19 protein-coding genes and 1 pseudogene are annotated in these 16933 nt (G+C 72.3%); 9 read left to right on the top strand and 11 right to left on the bottom strand.

All coding sequences use genetic code 11. The features are described from left to right. Nucleotides 1–22 precede the first annotated feature (22 nt). Nucleotides 23–1609, bottom strand: coding sequence for an MDR family MFS transporter (locus ABTW72_RS13615; protein ID WP_091406083.1), 1587 nt, complete (start codon nt 1607–1609; stop codon nt 23–25). A 111-nt stretch (nt 1610–1720) separates the two neighbouring features. Between ABTW72_RS13615 and ABTW72_RS13610 the strand changes: the two genes are divergently transcribed. Beyond that, nucleotides 1721–2347: a TetR/AcrR family transcriptional regulator gene (locus ABTW72_RS13610; RefSeq protein ID WP_350858281.1), complete on the top strand. Its 627-nt coding sequence runs from the start codon at nt 1721–1723 to the stop codon at nt 2345–2347. A gap of 12 nt (nt 2348–2359) precedes the next feature. Here the strand turns inward: ABTW72_RS13610 and ABTW72_RS13605 are convergent, their stop codons facing one another. Together ABTW72_RS13605 and ABTW72_RS13600 are read right to left on the bottom strand one after the other, a co-directional pair. Continuing rightward, nucleotides 2360–2869, bottom strand: coding sequence for a GNAT family N-acetyltransferase (locus ABTW72_RS13605; RefSeq protein ID WP_350858278.1), 510 nt, complete (start codon nt 2867–2869; stop codon nt 2360–2362). Continuing rightward, entirely contained in the window at nt 2866–3087 is a 222-nt protein-coding gene (locus ABTW72_RS13600) for a biotin/lipoyl-binding carrier protein (RefSeq protein WP_181518367.1), read from the bottom strand. The genes ABTW72_RS13605 and ABTW72_RS13600 overlap by 4 nt, the downstream gene beginning before the upstream one ends. A 221-nt stretch (nt 3088–3308) precedes the next feature. On the opposite strand from ABTW72_RS13600, the gene ABTW72_RS32725 reads away from it, so the two are divergent. Further along, complete coding sequence (locus ABTW72_RS32725; protein ID WP_369814844.1) at nt 3309–3383, top strand: 50S ribosomal protein bL37; 75 nt, start codon at nt 3309–3311, stop codon at nt 3381–3383. Between the two features lie 139 nt (nt 3384–3522). Here the strand turns inward: ABTW72_RS32725 and rsrA are convergent, their stop codons facing one another. From rsrA to ABTW72_RS13570, 5 genes are all read right to left on the bottom strand, one after another. Continuing rightward, nucleotides 3523–3810, bottom strand: a complete 288-nt coding sequence (gene rsrA / locus ABTW72_RS13590; RefSeq protein ID WP_030490399.1) for a mycothiol system anti-sigma-R factor — start codon at nt 3808–3810, stop codon at nt 3523–3525. Between the two features lies 1 nt (nt 3811). Then, nucleotides 3812–4636: a sigma-70 family RNA polymerase sigma factor gene (locus ABTW72_RS13585; RefSeq protein WP_112583674.1), complete on the bottom strand. Its 825-nt coding sequence runs from the start codon at nt 4634–4636 to the stop codon at nt 3812–3814. 234 nt (nt 4637–4870) lie between these two features. Further along, the gene (locus tag ABTW72_RS13580; protein ID WP_350858272.1) at nt 4871–5488 is read right to left on the bottom strand and encodes an alpha/beta hydrolase family protein; all 618 of its coding nucleotides are present in this window, start codon (nt 5486–5488) and stop codon (nt 4871–4873) included. A 51-nt stretch (nt 5489–5539) separates the two neighbouring features. Beyond that, nucleotides 5540–5932 (bottom strand): WhiB family transcriptional regulator, encoded by a 393-nt coding sequence (locus ABTW72_RS13575; RefSeq protein ID WP_091406097.1) that lies wholly within the window; start codon nt 5930–5932, stop codon nt 5540–5542. A gap of 196 nt (nt 5933–6128) precedes the next feature. After that, nucleotides 6129–6839, bottom strand: a complete 711-nt coding sequence (locus ABTW72_RS13570) for an SOS response-associated peptidase (RefSeq protein ID WP_350858269.1) — start codon at nt 6837–6839, stop codon at nt 6129–6131. A 103-nt stretch (nt 6840–6942) separates the two neighbouring features. Between ABTW72_RS13570 and aroA the strand changes: the two genes are divergently transcribed. From aroA to ABTW72_RS13550, 4 genes and pseudogenes are all read left to right on the top strand, one after another. Beyond that, entirely contained in the window at nt 6943–8244 is a 1302-nt protein-coding gene (gene aroA, locus ABTW72_RS13565; protein WP_350858266.1) for a 3-phosphoshikimate 1-carboxyvinyltransferase, read from the top strand. Nucleotides 8245–8299: 55 nt separating this feature from the next. Next, nucleotides 8300–9376, top strand: a complete 1077-nt coding sequence (gene rsgA / locus ABTW72_RS13560; protein WP_091406102.1) for a ribosome small subunit-dependent GTPase A — start codon at nt 8300–8302, stop codon at nt 9374–9376. Between the two features lie 28 nt (nt 9377–9404). Next, the gene (gene hisN / locus ABTW72_RS13555) at nt 9405–10223 is read left to right on the top strand and encodes a histidinol-phosphatase (protein WP_350858263.1); all 819 of its coding nucleotides are present in this window, start codon (nt 9405–9407) and stop codon (nt 10221–10223) included. A 59-nt stretch (nt 10224–10282) separates the two neighbouring features. Next, nucleotides 10283–11227: pseudogene (locus tag ABTW72_RS13550) on the top strand (DMT family transporter). Here ABTW72_RS13550 and ABTW72_RS13545 read toward each other — a convergent pair. Next, nucleotides 11185–12384 carry a glycosyltransferase gene (locus tag ABTW72_RS13545; RefSeq protein ID WP_112676949.1) on the bottom strand — a complete coding sequence of 400 codons (1200 nt, stop codon included), beginning with the start codon at nt 12382–12384 and terminating at the stop codon, nt 11185–11187. The pseudogene ABTW72_RS13550 and the gene ABTW72_RS13545 overlap by 43 nt on opposite strands. 222 nt (nt 12385–12606) lie before the next feature. On the opposite strand from ABTW72_RS13545, the gene ABTW72_RS13540 reads away from it, so the two are divergent. The 3 genes from ABTW72_RS13540 (at nt 12607) to ABTW72_RS13530 (ending at nt 15057) form a co-directional block, all read left to right on the top strand. Continuing rightward, nucleotides 12607–13605 (top strand): SDR family oxidoreductase, encoded by a 999-nt coding sequence (locus ABTW72_RS13540; protein WP_350858260.1) that lies wholly within the window; start codon nt 12607–12609, stop codon nt 13603–13605. Next, nucleotides 13605–14396 (top strand): ATP-binding protein, encoded by a 792-nt coding sequence (locus tag ABTW72_RS13535; RefSeq protein ID WP_350858257.1) that lies wholly within the window; start codon nt 13605–13607, stop codon nt 14394–14396. Before ABTW72_RS13540 ends, ABTW72_RS13535 begins: the two co-directional genes overlap by 1 nt. Before the next feature lie 88 nt (nt 14397–14484). Further along, complete coding sequence (locus tag ABTW72_RS13530) at nt 14485–15057, top strand: DUF5709 domain-containing protein (RefSeq protein ID WP_112583682.1); 573 nt, start codon at nt 14485–14487, stop codon at nt 15055–15057. 5 nt (nt 15058–15062) lie between these two features. Here the strand turns inward: ABTW72_RS13530 and ABTW72_RS13525 are convergent, their stop codons facing one another. Both ABTW72_RS13525 and macS read right to left on the bottom strand, forming a co-directional pair. Then, nucleotides 15063–15716, bottom strand: a complete 654-nt coding sequence (locus tag ABTW72_RS13525) for a response regulator (RefSeq protein WP_350858889.1) — start codon at nt 15714–15716, stop codon at nt 15063–15065. A gap of 14 nt (nt 15717–15730) precedes the next feature. Beyond that, nucleotides 15731–16864 (bottom strand): MacS family sensor histidine kinase, encoded by a 1134-nt coding sequence (gene macS / locus ABTW72_RS13520; RefSeq protein ID WP_350858254.1) that lies wholly within the window; start codon nt 16862–16864, stop codon nt 15731–15733. Nucleotides 16865–16933: the final 69 nt, after the last annotated feature.

The following is a 16933-nucleotide window of genomic DNA, read 5'->3' as shown; positions in this document are numbered from 1 at the left end:
CGGCGCGTGTCGCGCTGTCGGGTCAGGCGACCGGGGCCTTGCCGAGGGCGACCTCGGCGTCCTCCTCCGGGGTGGCCTGCGGCGGCGCCTCGTTCGCGGTGCGCAGCGGGATCTCCTTGATGAACCAGGCGAGCACCGGGATCACGATGGTGAACAGCACCGCCCAGAGGAAGACGTGCGAGATGGCGTCGGAGAGACCACCGAGCACCGCCTCGCGCGCCTGGGCGGGCAGTTCCTTGAGCTTCTCCAGGTCCATCCCGGCGCCGGCCTCGCCACCACCGAAGGCCCGACCGCCCTCGGAGCTGGCCAGCCGGTTGGCGAAGATCGCGCCGAACAGCGAGATGCCGAACGAACCGCCGATCGACCGGAAGAAGGTGGCCGCGCCACTGGCCGCGCCGAGGTCCTTCTGCTCCACGCTGTTCTGCGCGATCAGCATCGACGTCTGCATGAGGAAGCCCATGCCGACGCCGAGCACGATCATGTAGAGCGAGGACATCAGCTTGCTGGTGTCGGTGTCGAGCATGGACAGCAGCGCCATGCCCGCGGTCATCACCACACCACCGATGATCGGGTACGCCCGGTACCTGCCGTTGCGGGTGATCGCCCGGCCGATGACCAGCGAGACGACCAGCATGCCGAACATCAGCGGCAGCAGCAGAAGACCGCTGTTGGTGGCGGACGCCCCCTGCACGGTCTGCTGGTAGAGCGGCAGGAAGTTCATGGCGCCGAACATCGCGAAGCCGAGAAGGAAGCCGATCACCGAGATCAGCGCGAAGTTACGGTTGGCGAAGAGCGCCAGCGGCAGGATCGGCTCCTGGACCCGGCGTTCCACCAGCCCGAACGCCACCAACGCGACGACGGCCAGCACGGCCAGGCCGAGGATCTGCGGTGACGTCCAGTCGTACTCGTTGCCGCCCCAGGTGGTGATGAGCACGATCGCGGTGATGCCGACCGAGAGCAGCCCGGCGCCGAGCCAGTCGATCCGGTGCTCGGTGCGGTACTTCGGCAGGTGCATGGTGGTGATCAGCACGAGCAGCGCGATTCCGCCCAGCGGCAGGTTCACGTAGAACGCCCAGCGCCAGGAGAGGTGGTCGGTGATGAATCCACCGGCCAGCGGACCGGCGACCATGGCGATGGCCATGATGCCGGCGATCATGCCCTGGTAGCGCCCGCGCTCGCGGGGCGGGACCAGGTCACCGATGATCGCCATCACGCCGACCATGAGGCCGCCGGCGCCGAGGCCCTGCACGGCCCGGAAGGCGATGAGCTGGACCATGCCGTCCTCGGGACCGCCGAGCATCCCGGAGCCGGCCATGCCACAGAGGGCGGAGCCGACCAGGAAGACGACGACCGAGGTCAGGAAGACCGACTTGCGGCCGTAGAGGTCACCGAGCTTGCCCCAGATCGGGGTGGAGACGGTGGTGCCCAGGACGTACGCGGTAACCACCCAGGTGAAGTGGTTGAGCCCGCCGAACTCGCCGACGATCCGCGGTAACGCGGTGCTGACGATCATATTGTCGAGCATCGCGAGCATCATCGCGATCATCAGCCCGAACAGCACGACCCGGATGTTGTTGGGTCGCGTGCCGGCCTGGGTTGCCTGAGTCATGGGTAAGCTCCCCCCGAGAATTGCCGTACTTACTTGCCGCCCGGCTAGTCACCTTACTAGCCGCACGGTAAGTTGGGTACAAGCAACGGTCAAGCCATTTGGAGGGCGTGCGTGAGCGAGAGCACAGGCGGCGGAACGCGGGAACGGATCAAGGCCGTCGCGCTCGAACTCTTCACCGAGCAGGGGTACGAGAAGACCTCGCTCCGGGAAATCGCCGAGCGCCTCAACGTCACCAAGGCCGCGCTCTACTACCACTTCAAGAGCAAGGACGACATCGTCGCCAGCTTCGTCGAGGACCGGCTGGAGGGGATGGACGCCCTCAACGCCTGGGCCGCGACGCAGCCGGCCACTCTGGCGACCCGGCGTGAGCTGATCTCCCGCTACGCCGACACGATGTTCGGTGGCGACCAGCCGTCGGTGATGCGCTTCTTCGAGCAGAACCAGACCGTGCTCAAGAGCCTCGCCTCCGGCCAGCAGATGCGCGGCCGGATGATGCAGCTCGCCAACGCGCTCTGCCGGGGCGACGACTCCCCCGCCGCCCAACTGCGCGCCGCACTGTCGCTGTTCGCCGTACACACCAGTTGGTTCGCCGTACGGGCACCGGACATCACCAACGAGGAGCGTCGCCGGCTCGCGCTGGAGGTGGCCGACGAGCTGCTGGCCGCGATCGGCGCGGACGCTGCCGCGGAGCCCGACGGAAGTGCGGCGCCGGCCACCTCGGGCAGCCCGGGCGGCTGATCGGTCGCCGGCTCAGCCGCGCGTCAGCTCCAGCCGAAGGCCGAGCAGGTCCACACCCGGCAGCGGGGACCAGTCCTTCTCCGGCGAACGGACGAAGCCGCGCCGCGAGTAGAGGCGGTGCGCCGGATCGGCCATCCCGGCCCGTACGCAGATCACCACCGCGGTGCAACCCAACCCGGTGGCCCGGTCGACACACGCCTCGACCAGTGCGGCACCCACGCCCCGCCCCTGAGCGCCCGGGTCGACAGCGAGCATCCGGAACTCCGCCTCGCCCGGCCCGGCCAGCTCGGCGAACGGGCTGCCCGGCAGCACGAACGTGACCGACCCGAGCACCGCCCCGGTCACCTCGTCGACCGCGACCAGCACCTCGCCGCTGGCAGCTCGGGTCGACACGTCGGCCAGCACCTCTCCGTACCCGTGTTCGCCCTTGAGCTGGCCGTCCGCCTCGTACGCGGCCACCGTCAGCCGGGCCACCGCCGGGAAGTCGGCCGACTCGGCCGGACGGACCCGCAACCCGGTCAAGCGATCACGGCGATCAGGTCACCGTCCTGCACGACGTCGCCCTCGTTGACGACGAGCTGCTGGAGCACACCATCGGACTCGGCGACGACCGGGATCTCCATCTTCATCGACTCGAGGATCACCAGGGTGTCACCCTCGGTAACCGTGTCACCCGCGGTGGCGACGACCTTCCAGACGTTGGCCACCATCTCGGCGCGGATCTCCTCGGCCATGTCCAGGCCCTCCCTCTTCGCGACGTGCCTGCCGATGTATCCAATCATGCGTCGACCGGCGATGGGCGGGCAGCGGCACAGCCCGGATGACAGGCCCGCCCTGAGGAAGGCCGCAGGTGTCGACCGCACTACCATCAGCGGGTCGGACCCGACGCCGGACCGCCGGTGGCCGCATCCGCGCCGAGGTCGTGCGCAGGACGGATCCGACCCATCACGAGGAGGTCAGCATGGCGAAGAAGTCCCGGAAGAAGAAGGCTCGTAAGAAGAGCGCCGCGAACCACGGCAAGCGTCCCAACTCCTGAACGGGTCGACGGGCCGGTTGCCCGTCGCCGCTCAGCTCGACCCGGCCGAGGCCGGGTACACCGGTGGCCCGGGTCGACATCGACCCGGGCCACCGGTCTTGCCAGCTCGTGCCGACGCTCGGTCGGCCAGCTCAGAGGATCAGTCGGCCAACTCACGGGAGTCGCTGGTCTCGAAGACCACCAGCTCGGTGAGCTTGACCCGCAGCCGCTCACGCAGCTGATCCGGCGCGGTCTCGTTGCCACAGCAACGCGCCACCAACGCCCGCACCTCCTGCTCCAGCCCGTACTCGCGCAGGCAGGGCCCGCACTCGTCCAGGTGGTGCCGGATCAGCGAGCGGCGCTCGTCGGCGCACTCCAGATCCAGGTACAGATACACCTCCGCGAGCACTTCGCGGCAGTCCGTCTCGTGCGGCTCCCCACAGCTCACGTCACACCTCCCGGCCGGCAGCGGCGGTCGAGCCCTTCGCCGAGCGGGCCGCACTGAAGCCCCGCTCCCCCGCGTAACGCTCGAGCAGCTTGCGCAGATTACGACGGCCCCGGTGCAGACGCGACATCACGGTGCCGATCGGCGTGCCCATGATGTCCGCGACCTCCTTGTAGGAGAAGCCCTCGACATCGGTGAGGTAGACGGCCAGGCGGAACTCCTCCGGCAACTGCTGGAGGGCCTCCTTGACGTCACTGTCCGGCAGCCGGTCCAGTGCCTCCGTCTCGGCCGAGCGCAACCCGCTCGAGGTGTGCGACTCCGCTTCGGCGAGCTGCCAGTCGGTGATCTCCTCGGTGGGCGCCTGGATCGGCTGGCGCTGCCGCTTGCGGTAGGAGTTGATGTAGGTGTTGGTCAGGATCCGGTAGAGCCAGGCCTTGAGGTTCGTGCCCTGCTCAAACTGGTGGAAGGCCGCGTACGCCTTCAGGTACGTCTCCTGGACCAGGTCCTCGGCATCCGCCGGGTTGCGTGTCATCCGCAGCCCAGCAGCGTAGAGCTGATCGACGAATGGCATCGCGTCCCGCTCGAATCGGGCCCTGCGCTCGTCCGTCTTCTCGGTGGTCAACCGCACATCCCCTCGCGTCGGATGCTTTCCCGCCGAGGATACGCGCACGGACCTGCCCGCAGATTCACTTCCGGCCGGTGTGCCCGTGCTCACCGCACCCACACCGCCCGGTCCCGCCGTCGCGGGCCACTCCGGGCCATCCAGCAGCCGCTTCAGCTGCCGGGCGTCCCGCTCGTCCCGTTCCAGGCTTCGTGTCTCGGTTGGCACCGGTCACCCCCTCACAGAAAAGTCGTCCGGGGGTAGTAACGCGAGATGACCACTGGGGCATTCCGGCCGGCCCTCCCCGTTCCTGGTCCCGGCCCCGACGGCGGCCGGCGCTGGGACCAGGAAGGGCCTGGGAGGACTGGTGTCACCGGCCCTGCTCGGGCCGGCGGCACCATCGGATGCAACGACCCGTGCCCGCGCCGGAAACGGTCGCCCCGGCGCGCCGGCCGCGACGGGTCAGTTGGCCGCCCAGCCCTGGGCGCACAGCCAGTCGCGAACGGCGGCGGCGGTGCCGGCCGGATCCCGGCGCAGGTCGTGCGTCTCCCCGGGACGGCTCACCACCTGCACGGTCGGTCCCGGCTCCGGCATCCCGAACGGATCCCGGTCGCCGTTGACGACCAGCGTCGGCAGGCCGGTGCCCAGTTCAGCGGCGCGCGAGCGTTCCGGCCGGCCGGGCGGGTGCAGTGGAAAGGCCAACGCGACCACGCCCACCGCGCCCACCGCACGGGCCGTCCGACAGGCCACCCGTGCGCCGCTGGAACGCCCACCGACCACCACCGTCGGCACGTCGGCGTGCCTGTCACGCAGCTCGGCGAGCACCGTCGTCCAGGCCTCGTCGAGGTGACCTGCCGGTGCCGGCGCACGTCGACCGGCGACCCGGTACGGCTGCGTCACCCGGACCACCGCCAGCCCGGCCGCCACCGACGCGTCCCGGACCGCGAGCAGGTCGGGCGCGTCGACGCTGCCGCCCGCGCCGTGCCCGAGGACGAGCAGTGCGGTGGCCGGGCGGACCGGCAGGTCGGTGTCGATCCACGCCGGACCGCGCGGGGTGTCGATCTCGTTGCTGGCTGGCACCGGCCTATTCTGCGCCGCCGGACGGGCGTCGGGTGCGAACCGGGGCGTCGATCAGCTCAGCGGGACCAGGGCGAGCAGACGATCGCGCACCGGCGGGCCGGCGTCGTCGATGGCGTCCGGATCGGGTTCGACCTCGCCGCGCCAGGCGACCAGCATCGCCCGTCGTTCCCGCGGCGTGGTGCCGCCCCACACGCCGTGGCAGTCACCGACGTCGAGGGCCCAGGCCAGGCAGGACCCCTGCACGTCACAACTGCGACACAGCGCGACGGCGGCGTCCGCCGGCTCGTTCGGTGCCGGAAAGAATGTCTCCGGATCGACGCTCTGGCAGGTTCCTCTGGTGCGCCAAGCGTCGTCCTGTCGCCGTTCTCGCACGGCCCGCAGCAGTCGCGGATCTCGCCGCGCCGCTGCCACCTCGTGCGGGCGCGGCATACGTGCCCGTGTCATCCACCCACCTCCCCCGTGGGACCGGCAAAAGCTGTGGACGTCGTCCGCCCCGTGCGGACCGACAGCCACTACCGGCGCTGTGTTCTATCGCACTTCGCAACACCGGGACAAGGGTCTGCCGGGAACATGACTGAACAGCCAGGAGACGAATCGCGCGGAACCCTGGCAAATCGGCGTCCGACGATGCGCGGCGGCGTCAGAACAGGGTCAGCTCCTGCGGTGACACCGTCGGCGCCACCGCCACCCGCGCGGTCAGCTGTGGCCCGTCGTTACGAACGTCTCCCACCGCCGCACCCACCGGGCGGATCTCCAACCCCGCCAACTGCTCCGTCGACGCCGGAGTGAGCAGCCGCTCCGGCTCGTCGGTCGGTGCGAGCCACGACGACCACCGCTCAGCGGGCAGCAGCACCGGCATCCGGTCGTGCACCTCGGCCAGGTCGCCGAGCGCCGCGGTGGTCAGCACGCTGAAGGTGAGCCGGGTCTCCGCGTCGGACTCCCAGATCGACCAGATGCCGGCCAGCGCGAGCACCGAGCCGTCCCGGGGGGTCATGAAGTACGCCTGTCGCCCGCCGTCGGGCAACCGGACCCACTCGTACCAGCCGTCGGCCGGGACCAGGCAACGGCGACGGGAGAAGGAGCCGGCGTACGCCCGGCTGGTGGCCACCGTCTCCGCCCGCGCGTTGATCATCCGGGCGGCTCCCGAGGCGGACCGGGACCAGTGCGGCAGCAGGCCCCAGCGGCCGACGCAGAGGCTGCGGTGCCCCTCCGGGCTGACCCGGACCAGCGGCACCGGGTCGGTCGGCGCGACGTTGTGGTCCGCGCGGACCAGGCCGTCGGAGTCGTCGGACGACTCGAACAGCGCGCTCAGCTCGCCGGAGCTCCGGGTCGTCGCGTACCTGCCGCACATGGGGCACACGCTAACGCGTCGGAGGCCCGGTCGGCTGTCCCGCCAACCGGGAGTACGAACGCCGGGCGGCGCCGCCGGCCCACCGACACGGCAGAATGTAACCGTGGGCAACCTGACCGCGACCCGGCCGCCGCAGCCGTGGACCGCACCGACCGCATCCGACCCGGTGGCGGCGACGCTGCGCCTGCCCGGTTCCAAATCGATGACCGCCCGGGCCCTGGTGCTCAGCGCGCTGGCCGCCGGCCCGTCGACGCTGGCCCGGCCACTGCGCGCCCGTGACACCGAGTTGATGGCCGCCGGCCTGCGGGCGATGGGCGCGCACGTCTCGATCAGCGACGACGAGCGCTGGCTGGTCCGACCGCACCCGCTGGCCGGCCCCGCCCACGTCGACGTCGGGCTGGCCGGCACCGTGATGCGGTTCGTGCCACCGGTGGCGGGCCTGGCCGACGGGCAGGTCACCTTCGACGGTGACCCGTACGTGCGCACCCGGCCACTCGGCCCGCTGGTCGGCGCGCTGCGCTCGCTGGGTGTGCGGATCGACGTCACCGGCACCGGCAGCCTGCCGCTGACGGTGCTCGGCACCGGCCGGATCACCGGCGGCGAGGTCGTGATCGACGCGTCCGCCTCCAGCCAGCTCGTCTCCGGGTTGTTGCTGGCCGCCCCGCGCTTCGACCGGGGCGTCGTGGTCCGCCACGTCGGCCCGCCGGTGCCCTCCGCGCCGCACCTTCGGATGACTGTGCAGATGCTGCGGGCCGCCGGCGCGGCGGTCGACGACAGCACTCCCGACGTCTGGGCCGTCGAGCCCGGTCCGCTCACCGGGCGCGGCTGGGACATCGAGCCGGACCTCTCCGGTGCCGTGCCGTTCTTCGCCGCCGCCCTGGTCACCGGCGGCGAGGTGACCCTTCAGGGTTGGCCGCACAGCAGCGCGCAGCCGGTCGAGAAACTCCGCTCGCTGCTACAGCGGATGGGCGGTGAGGTCACCCTCTCCACCAACGGGCTGACCGTCCGTGGCACCGGCGTGGTGCACGGCCTGACCGCCGACCTGTCCGACGTCGGCGAGCTGACCCTCGTGCTGACCGCGCTGGCCATGCTGGCCGACTCGCCGTCGGTGTTCACCGGCGTCGGGCACATCCGTGGGCACGAGACCGACCGGCTCGCCGCGCTCGCGCGCGAGTTCGGCGGGCTCGGCGCGGACATCACCGAAACACCGGACGGGTTGGAGATCCGGCCCCGACCGCTGCGCGGCGGCGTCTTCCGCACCTACCACGACCACCGGATGGCGCACGCCGCCGCGGTGGCCGGGCTGGCCGTTCCCGGCATCGAGGTGGACGACGTGGGGTGTACCTCCAAGACCATGCCCGAGTTCCCGGCACTATGGTCAGCGATGGTGACCGGCAAGAGCTGACGCGAGAAGAGGACAGGTCCTGGCGACCAAACGGCGGGAGTACGACGAGGACGACGTGCGGGTCCGGCCCGGGAAGTCGTCGCGCCCGCGTACGCGCACCCGCCCGCAGCACGCCGACGCGGTCGACGGGTTCGTCATCGCCGTCGACCGGGGGCGCTACACCTGCGTGCTCTCCGGGGCCGAACGCGGCGTGGTCGGTGCCGAGCTGCCCACGGTCACCGCCATGCGGGCCCGCGAGTTGGGCCGCAAGTCGGTGGTGGTCGGTGACCGGGTCAGCCTGGTCGGTGACACATCCGGCGCGGAGGGCGCTCTCGCCCGCATCGTCCGGATCGCCGAACGCCGCTCGGTGCTGCGCCGCACCGCCGACGACGACGAGACCACCGCCGAGGGTCGGCTGGAACGCGTCGTGGTGGCCAACGCGGACCAGTTGGTGATCGTCAGCGCGTTGGCCGACCCACCGCCGCGCACCGGGTTCATCGACCGCTGCCTGGTGGCCGCGTACGACGCGGACGTCGAGCCGCTGCTCTGCCTCACGAAGGCCGACCTGGCCGGGCCGGAGGAGGTGCTCGGCTACTACACCGAGCTGGAGCTGCCCTACGTGCTCAACCGCCCCGACTCCGACCTCGACGCGCTTCGTGCGCTGCTGAGCGGCAAGGTGTCGGTGCTGGTCGGGCACTCCGGGGTGGGCAAGTCGACGCTGGTCAACCGCCTCGTTCCGGACGCGCTGCGCGCGGTCGGCGTGGTCAGCGCGATCGGCCGGGGCCGGCACACCTCGACCAGCGCGGTGGCGCTGCGGCTGCCACCGGTGCCCGGGATCGACACCGACCCGGGCTGGATCATCGACACCCCCGGGATCCGCAGCTTCGGGTTGGCGCACGTCTCGGCCGACAGCCTGCTGCACGGCTTTCCGGACCTGGTCGAGGGCACCGTCGACTGCCCACCGAACTGCCCCCACACGGCCGACGAGGCCGAGTGCGGGCTGGACGCCTGGGTGGCCGCCGGTAAGGCCGACCCGCGCCGACTGGCCTCGTACCGTCGGTTGCTCGCCTCCCGAGCCGGCGAGGGTGACTCGCGCGGCGACAGCGACCAGCGCGGCCCCGGCGAGGGCGACCGGCGCGGCCCCGACGAGTGACCCGACGGGTGTGGGCTAGGTTGCCGGCATGACCGGGTACGCCGACGACCTCGCCCTCGCCCATCTGCTCGCCGACCGGGCCGACGCCATCGCCACGGCCCGGTTCCGCGCGCTCGACCTGCGCGTCGAGGCGAAGCCCGACCTGACTCCGGTCTCCGACGCGGACACCGCCGTGGAGCGGGAGATCCGTGCCCTGCTGGCCGAGCACCGACCGGCCGATGGGCTGCTCGGTGAGGAGTACGGCGCGCAGTCGTCCGCCAGTCCGAACGGCCGCCGGTGGATCATCGATCCGATCGACGGCACCAAGAACTTCGTCCGTGGCGTGCCGATCTGGGCCACCCTGATCGCGCTCTACGACGGCGACCTGCCGGCGGTCGGCGTGGTGTCCGCGCCGGCGCTCGGACGACGCTGGTGGGCCAGCGCGGGTGCGGGCGCGTACGCCGGGCCGGGCCCCGCCGCCGGCGAGCGGATCGGCGTCTCCGCGGTGCGGAGCATCGCGGACGCGAGCTTCTGCTACTCGTCGCTGGACGGGTGGGAGGAGGCCGGGCGGCTCGACGCCGTGCTCGACCTGATGCGGGACAGCTGGCGCAGCCGGGCGTACGGCGACTTCTACGGCTACATGCTGTTGGCCGAGGGGGCACTGGACGTGATGGCCGAGCCGGAGTTGTCACTGTGGGACGTGGCGGCGCTGGTGCCGATCGTCACGGAAGCGGGTGGCACGGTCACGGATCTGGCCGGACAACCGGCCCCCGCCGGCGGTCCGGGCACCGACAGCAGCGTGGTGGCCACCAACGGTGTGCTGCACGCCGACATCCTCGCCCGCCTCGATCGACCAGCCGAGCGCTGACCCCCGGCAACCTCTATCCTCGCCAGGTGGTCTCCTCCGGTTGGTGCTTTCTCGCGGCGATGATCGTCGCGTACGGCTTCGCCAACCTGCTCCAGTCGGTGGCGGCGGCGCGCACCACTGTCCACCACACCTTCGATCCGGGTCTGCTGCTACGCCTCGCCGGGCACCGGACGTACCTGATCGGCCTCGGCTGTCAGATCGGCGGTTTCGTGCTCGCCTTCCTGGCCCGGCGGGACCTGCCGCTGTTCCTCGTGCAGGCCAGCGTGGCCGCCGGGCTCGGGGTGACCGCCATCCTCGGGGTGCTGGTGCTGAAGTGGCGGCTGCCGGCGGCGGAGGTGGTGCTGCTGGCGCTGCTCTTCGCGGGGATCACCGCCCTGGTGCTGTCCGCCCGGCCGGCGCCGTCGAAGCAGCTCGGCACCGCCGGCTCGATCGCCCTGCTGGTGGCGCTGGGCCTGATCGCTGTGCTCGGTTTCTTCGCCGTCCGGCTGCACGGGGCGCCGGGTTCGGTGGCCCTCGGCTCACTGGCCGGGCTGGCGTTCAGCTCGGCGGCGGTCGCCGCCCGGCCACTGGCATCCGCGCCGTCCGCCGAGGCGTTCCTCGCCGACCCGCTGTTCTACCTGCTGATCGCCCACTCGATCGTGGGTCAGCTGCTGCTCGGTCTGGCCATGCAGCGCGGCTCGACGACCGCCGCGGTCGCCGCGATGGACGCCGCCGGCGCGGTGCCGGCCGCGATCGTCGGCCTGCTGCTGCTCAACGACAAGATCTGGCCGGGGCGCGAGTGGCTGGCCGCGGTCGGCTTCCTGGTGACCCTGGCCGCGGTGATCGGCCTGACCCGGTACGCCGAACCGCAGCAGCACCGCTCGGTGGCACGCCGTCGGGACCCCGCCATGGTCGGTGCCGGCCGGCCGGGCTGACCGTCCGGCACCGCACCAGGGCAAAGATGTGATAGCGCACCGCCGATTCAGGCCTCGACCGGCTTGCGGCGGCTCACCACCCGCTCGTAGAGGCGCTCCAACGCACCGGCGGTCCGCTCCCAGGTGTAGCTGCTGCGCACCCGGTCCACCGCGGCGTGCCCGTACGCGAACCGACCGGCGTTGTCGGCGAGCAGACGGCGCAGCGACACCCCGAGTGCCCGCACGTCACCGGGGGGCACCAGGCGGCCGGTGACCTCGTCGACGACGGCGTCCGCCAGGCCGCCCATCGCGTAGCCGATCACCGGCACCCCGCAGGCCATCGCCTCCAGCGAGACCCGCCCGGCCGAGGAGTAGTGCGGCGTGCAGGCGACCACGTCCGCCGACCGGTACCAGGTGGCCATCTGGTCGTGCGGCACCGCCCCGACGAGCCGTACCTGGTCGACGACGCCGAGCTGTTCGGCCAGCTCGCGCAGCCGTCGCGCCTCGGCGTGGTTGGCCAACTGGTCGGCCGGCGGCCCACCGGCGATCACCAGCTCGGCGTCACCGACCAGCCGCATCGCCCGGATCAGGTCCTCCTGGCCGTGCCCGGCGGCCAGCGAGCCCACCGAGAGGATGCGGGGCCGCTGTTCGCGCGGTGCTGCCTCGCCGTCGGGATGGAACAGGTCGATGTCGACGCCGGCCGGCACCAACGCGACCGAGCTGCGTTGCAGACCCATCCGGGTCAGCTCGTCGACCTCGTCGTTGGACTGGGCCACGGCGATGTCGACCGCCCTGGTCAATGCACGCTCCAGCGTGATCCGCTGGCCCGGACCGTCGTAGTGGCCGCCCAGGTGACGCAGCTGCTCGATGCCGAGCGAGTGGAACGTCTGCACCACCGGAATGTCGGTCTCCCGAACGGCGTGCGCGGCGGCCAGGCCGCCGACCCAGTAGTGCCCGTGCACCACCTCGGGCCGCCAGGACCCCGACCACTCGTCGGCCAGCCAGCGGCCGACCTCCGTCACGTACGGGATCAGCTCGACGGTGGGTAGCGGGGTGGGCGGCCCGGCGGGCACCTGGTGCACCTGGTAGCCGTCGACGTTCATCGTCGCCGGCAGCGTCGGGTCGTCCCGGCGTACGTAGAGCCGGACGTCATGGCCTCGCTCGGCCAGTTCGGCAGCGACCCTCGCGGTGTGCTGTCGGGTGCCGACCGGCGGGCCGTCGGCGTGGCGGTAGGAACTGGCGTGCGCGCAGACGAGGCCGACGCGCATGGGTCACCTCCCTGCGATCTTTCCTCGGCGGTGGTCCTCCCGGTCAGAGCGTCCCATTAACCCCGCGACGCTGAGCCGAAACCTGGCAGATCAGGAAGAGTCCGCGCGAGTGCCACCGACACTTGCGCCACGGCAAGCACACGCGACGCCGACAGCACGGTCGACGATGATCGACAAGCAGTCGCCGGTGTGACCAGGCCCGGCCGGGGGTACCGCTCAGGAATGCCGCTGACCCGCAGTCTCGACGATTCGACCGTGGTGATCACCGGCGCGTCCAGCGGGATCGGCACGGCGACCGCATACGCATTGGCCCGCCGGGGTGCCGCCGTCGTGCTGGCCGCCCGCAGCGAGCCGGCCCTGCTACAGGTCGCGCAGCGCTGCCGGGAGTTGGGCGGCCGGGCGTTGGTCGTACCGACCGACGTCACCGACCTGGAGTCGGTGCGCAGGCTGGCCGAGCAGGCAGCGGCCGAGTTCGGCCGGATCGACGCCTGGGTGAACAACGCCGCGGTGAGCGCCGTGGGGCTGTTCGACGAGATCCCGGTCGCCGAGTTCCGCCGGGTGCTGGAGGTCAACCTGCTCGGGGCGGTGCACGGCATCAAGGCGGCACTGCCCTATCTGGGCGCCGCCGGTGGTGGTGTGCTGGTCAACAACGCCTCGGTGCTTGCCGAGGTGGCCATGCCGTACCAGTCGGCGTACAACGCCTCCAAACACGGCATCCGCGGGCTCGCCGACACCGTCCGCCAGGAGCTGCGGGTCACCGGTCGCGGTCACATCTCCGTCTGCACCGTGCTGCCGGCCACGATCGACACCCCGTTCTTCCGGCACACCGGCAACCACAGCGGCCGGGAGCTGATGGCGCCTCCTCCGATCTACCCGCCGGAGGTGGTCGCCGAGACCATCGTCCGGCTGCTGCGCCGGCCCCGCCGCGAGGCGTACGCCGGCGGCGCGGCCCGGCTGATCGGCCTTCAGTGGCGGCTGGCGCCCGCGCTGGTCGAGCGCACCCTCGGCTGGTACGTCCACCGCACCCAGTTCGGCCCGGGCGCCCGGGTGGACAGCAGCGGCAACGTGTTCCACGCCGATGCCCTGGCGCGCCAGGACGGTGGCTGGCACGGTCGGCGGCGACAGTTGGTGCGGATGACCGCCGCGTTCGGTCTGGCCGCCGCCGGCACCGCTGTCGGCACCCTGGCGGCCATCAACCGCCGCTCCCGGTCGGACCGATGATGGCCGATGTCGAGCGCCCGAATGCGCTGACCGTCACCGGCGCGCACAATGGGGCGATCATGTCGAGCTGTCTCGTGGAAATCGACGAGTCGTCAGCGGTGGTCCGGCTGACCGGTGTGCTCGATGCCGCTGGTGCCGAGGCGGTACGCGGCGCGCTGCTCGCCCGTCTGCTGGCCCGACCCGGCCCGGTGGTGGCCGACGTGACCGGCCTGCGGGTCGTCGACCCGGCCGGGCGCGGCGTCTTCGCCGACGTACGTCGGGAGGTCGCCGACTGGCCCGCCGCGGACCTGCTGCTGTGTGACCCGGCGGTCGAAGCGCCCGCCCATCCGGACGCGGCGCTCGCCGGGGTGCCGGCCTGGCCGACGCTCGACGGGGCGCTGGCCGCTGTGGCGGCGACACCACTGGCGGCGGTGCTCACCGCCGACCTGGCTCCCGCGGTGGGAGCTGCCCGGCAGGCGCGCGAGTTGGTCACCACCGCTTGCGAGCGCTGGGGGATGCCGACGCTCACCGACCCGGCGTGCATCGCGATCACCGAGATGGTCAACAACGTGGTGGCGCACGCCCGGACCCCGATGACGGTTCGGCTGGCGCCTCAGGAGGCCACCCTGCACCTGGCGGTTCGCGACCACTCCCCGCGTCAGCCGACCTTCGCCGGGATCTCCCCGCCGAACCGTGCCGGCGGCCGGGGCCTGCTGCTGATCGACACGGTGACCCGTCGCTGGGGCAGCAGCGCCGTACCGGACGGCAAGGTCGTCTGGTGTGTGCTGCACCCCGACGACGAGGCCGCCTGACGGGGCTTTCGCCATCGGCGCCCGGTTCGGCGACGTACCGTCGGAGGCCGCCCGGTTACGGCGGCAGGGCAGCGGGTAGTGATCAGACATGCGCGACAACGAGTACCCGACCCCCGTGTCCGACACCGAGGCGCAAGGTCTGCCCGACACCGCCGATGACGACTCGACCGCCAACGACGACGTCCTCACCGGGCGCGAGGCGGACGGCCCGGACCCGGCCCAACTGCCCGGCGATCGGACGCCGGTGGCGGTGGACCGGTTCGGCACGACCGCCGAGGAGCAGCTTGACGGTGAGTCGTTGGACTACAAGCTCGACCGCGAGGTCTACGAGCGCCCGGCGGACGACCCGCTGGCCGGCACCATCGACCCGAAGATCGCCTTCGAGGCGGACAACCTGGAAGCCGCAGCGGAGGCTCAGTTGGACGCCGACGTGATGGATCCCGGGCCGACCTCGGACCCGAACTCACCGGTCTCCCTCTACGACCACGGTCAGCTCGGCACGGTGGCCGACGCCACGGTGGGCCGGCTGGTGGAACCGGACGAGGGGTCGCACACCGACCAGGAGACCGACTCGGTGGCATACGACGCCGGATCGGCCGGGGGCGGAGCGACCGCCGAGGAGCTGGCCATCCACGAGACGGAACCGCCTCGCTCGGTCTGACGTGCTCAGTCGTCCAGACCGCGTTCGATGGCGTACCGGGTCAGCTCGACCCGGTTGTGCAGTTGCAGCTTGCCCAGGGTGTTCTGCACGTGGTTCTGCACCGTGCGGTGCGACAGGCCGAGCCGCTGGGCGATCTGCTTGTACGACATCCCCTTCGCCACCAGCCGCAGCACCTCCGTCTCCCGTTCGGTGAGCTGGGGCGTCGGGGGTTCGGCAGCGCCGGCCGGGCCGGTCCCCCGCCCCGGTCCGGCGGCCAGCCGGCGGTACTCGCCGAGCACCAGCCCCGCCAGGCCGGGGGTGAAGACCGCGTCGCCGGCCGCCGTGCGGTGCACCGCCTCCAGGAACTCGGCGGGCGCTGTCGACTTCACCAGGTAACCGGTGGCCCCGGCCTTGACCGCGTCCAGCACGCTCTGCTGTTCGCCGCTGGCGCTGAGCATCAGCACCCGTACGGCGGGTAGTGCCGCGCGCAGCCCCAGGATCACCTCGACGCCGGAGATGTCGGGTAGTTGCAGGTCGAGGACGACGACGTCGGGCCGGGCGGCGGCGGCCACCCGGACGGCCTGTCGTCCCTCGCCGCTGGTCGCCACCACCAGGAAACCGGCCTCGGTCAGGTCGCGGGCCACGCCCTCCCGCCACATCGGATGGTCGTCGACCACCATCACCCGGATCGGGTTCACCGCGGTGACCTCGGCACGCTCAGCTCGATCTCGGTGCCCGCCTCGGGGGCGGACACGATGCGAACCGTGCCGCCCACGTCGGTCACCCGGCCCCGGATCGACTGGGTCACGCCGAGCCGACCCTGGGCGGCTGCCTCGTCCAGCCGACCGTCCGGGATACCCGGCCCCTCGTCGCGGATCGACACGGTCACCGTCGCCCCCTCGTCCTCGATCAGCACCCAGGCCCGCCCACCGGCGTGCCGCCCCACGTTGTCCAGGGCCGCGCCGGTCGCGGCGGCCAACTCTCCGGCCACCCGTCGGGGCAGCGGCACCGGGGTGGCCGGGGCGGAGAGCGCCACGGCCGCCGAGGCGTACCGGCCGAGCAGGGTCCGCAGGTCCACCGCCTCGCCGCCGTCGGGGAGGCTCGCGGCGGCCGGGCCGGTGCCGGCGATCAACGCCCGCAGGGCAACCTCCTGCTCGCCGGCCAGCCGGGCCAGCTCGCCGGCCTCTCCGGGCAGGTCGGCGCCGCGCCGCTGCACCAGCGCCAGCACCTGGAGCACCGAGTCGTGGATGTCTCGGGCCAGCCGCTCCCGCTCCCGGGTGGCCGCCTCCAGCTCCACCGCGCGCTGCATCCGCTCCTCGGCGCTCGCCGCTAACCGGGCGACGTGCCCGACCACCACTCCGGCGAGCAGCATCAGGATCACCCCGGTGAACGAGGACTGGCCGATCCGCTCGCGGGTGGCCAGGTCAGCGCCGGCGACAAGCAGCGCGGCGACAGTGCCCCGCCGCCGGCCGCCGGAGACGGCCCAGGCCAGCACCGGGCCGGCCATCCAGGCGACCCCCAGGGTGGGTACGCCGTGGGTGAGCGCCGTCCGGCCGACCACCCACGGGGTGGCCAGCACGATGGCCACGACCACCCCGAGGTCGGCCAGCAGCAGCGGCCAGCGCCGCCAGGCCGGTCGGGCGTACCCGATCGCGGTCGCGCCGGTCCAGACGATCATCAGCAGGATCAGGGCGCCGACGGCGTACGGGTGGGCGTACCGGTCGGCGTCGCGCACCGCGAGCGCGCAGACGTACGCCAGGGAGGCCAGCCTGAACACGGTGAGCGCACGCCACAGCGGCACCTCGAACCCACCCGGCGGCGACGGCATGGCGGTCAGGATGCCACAACCGGGCCGGCGCACGGCGAGCAGCGAGTGCGGTTCGGGAAACCCTGACGT

Source organism: Micromonospora sp. NPDC127501 (assembly GCF_040302185.1).
In the GTDB taxonomy this organism is placed as follows: Bacteria; Actinomycetota; Actinomycetes; order Mycobacteriales; family Micromonosporaceae; genus Micromonospora.
This window is presented reverse-complemented; position numbering and strand designations above follow the sequence as displayed.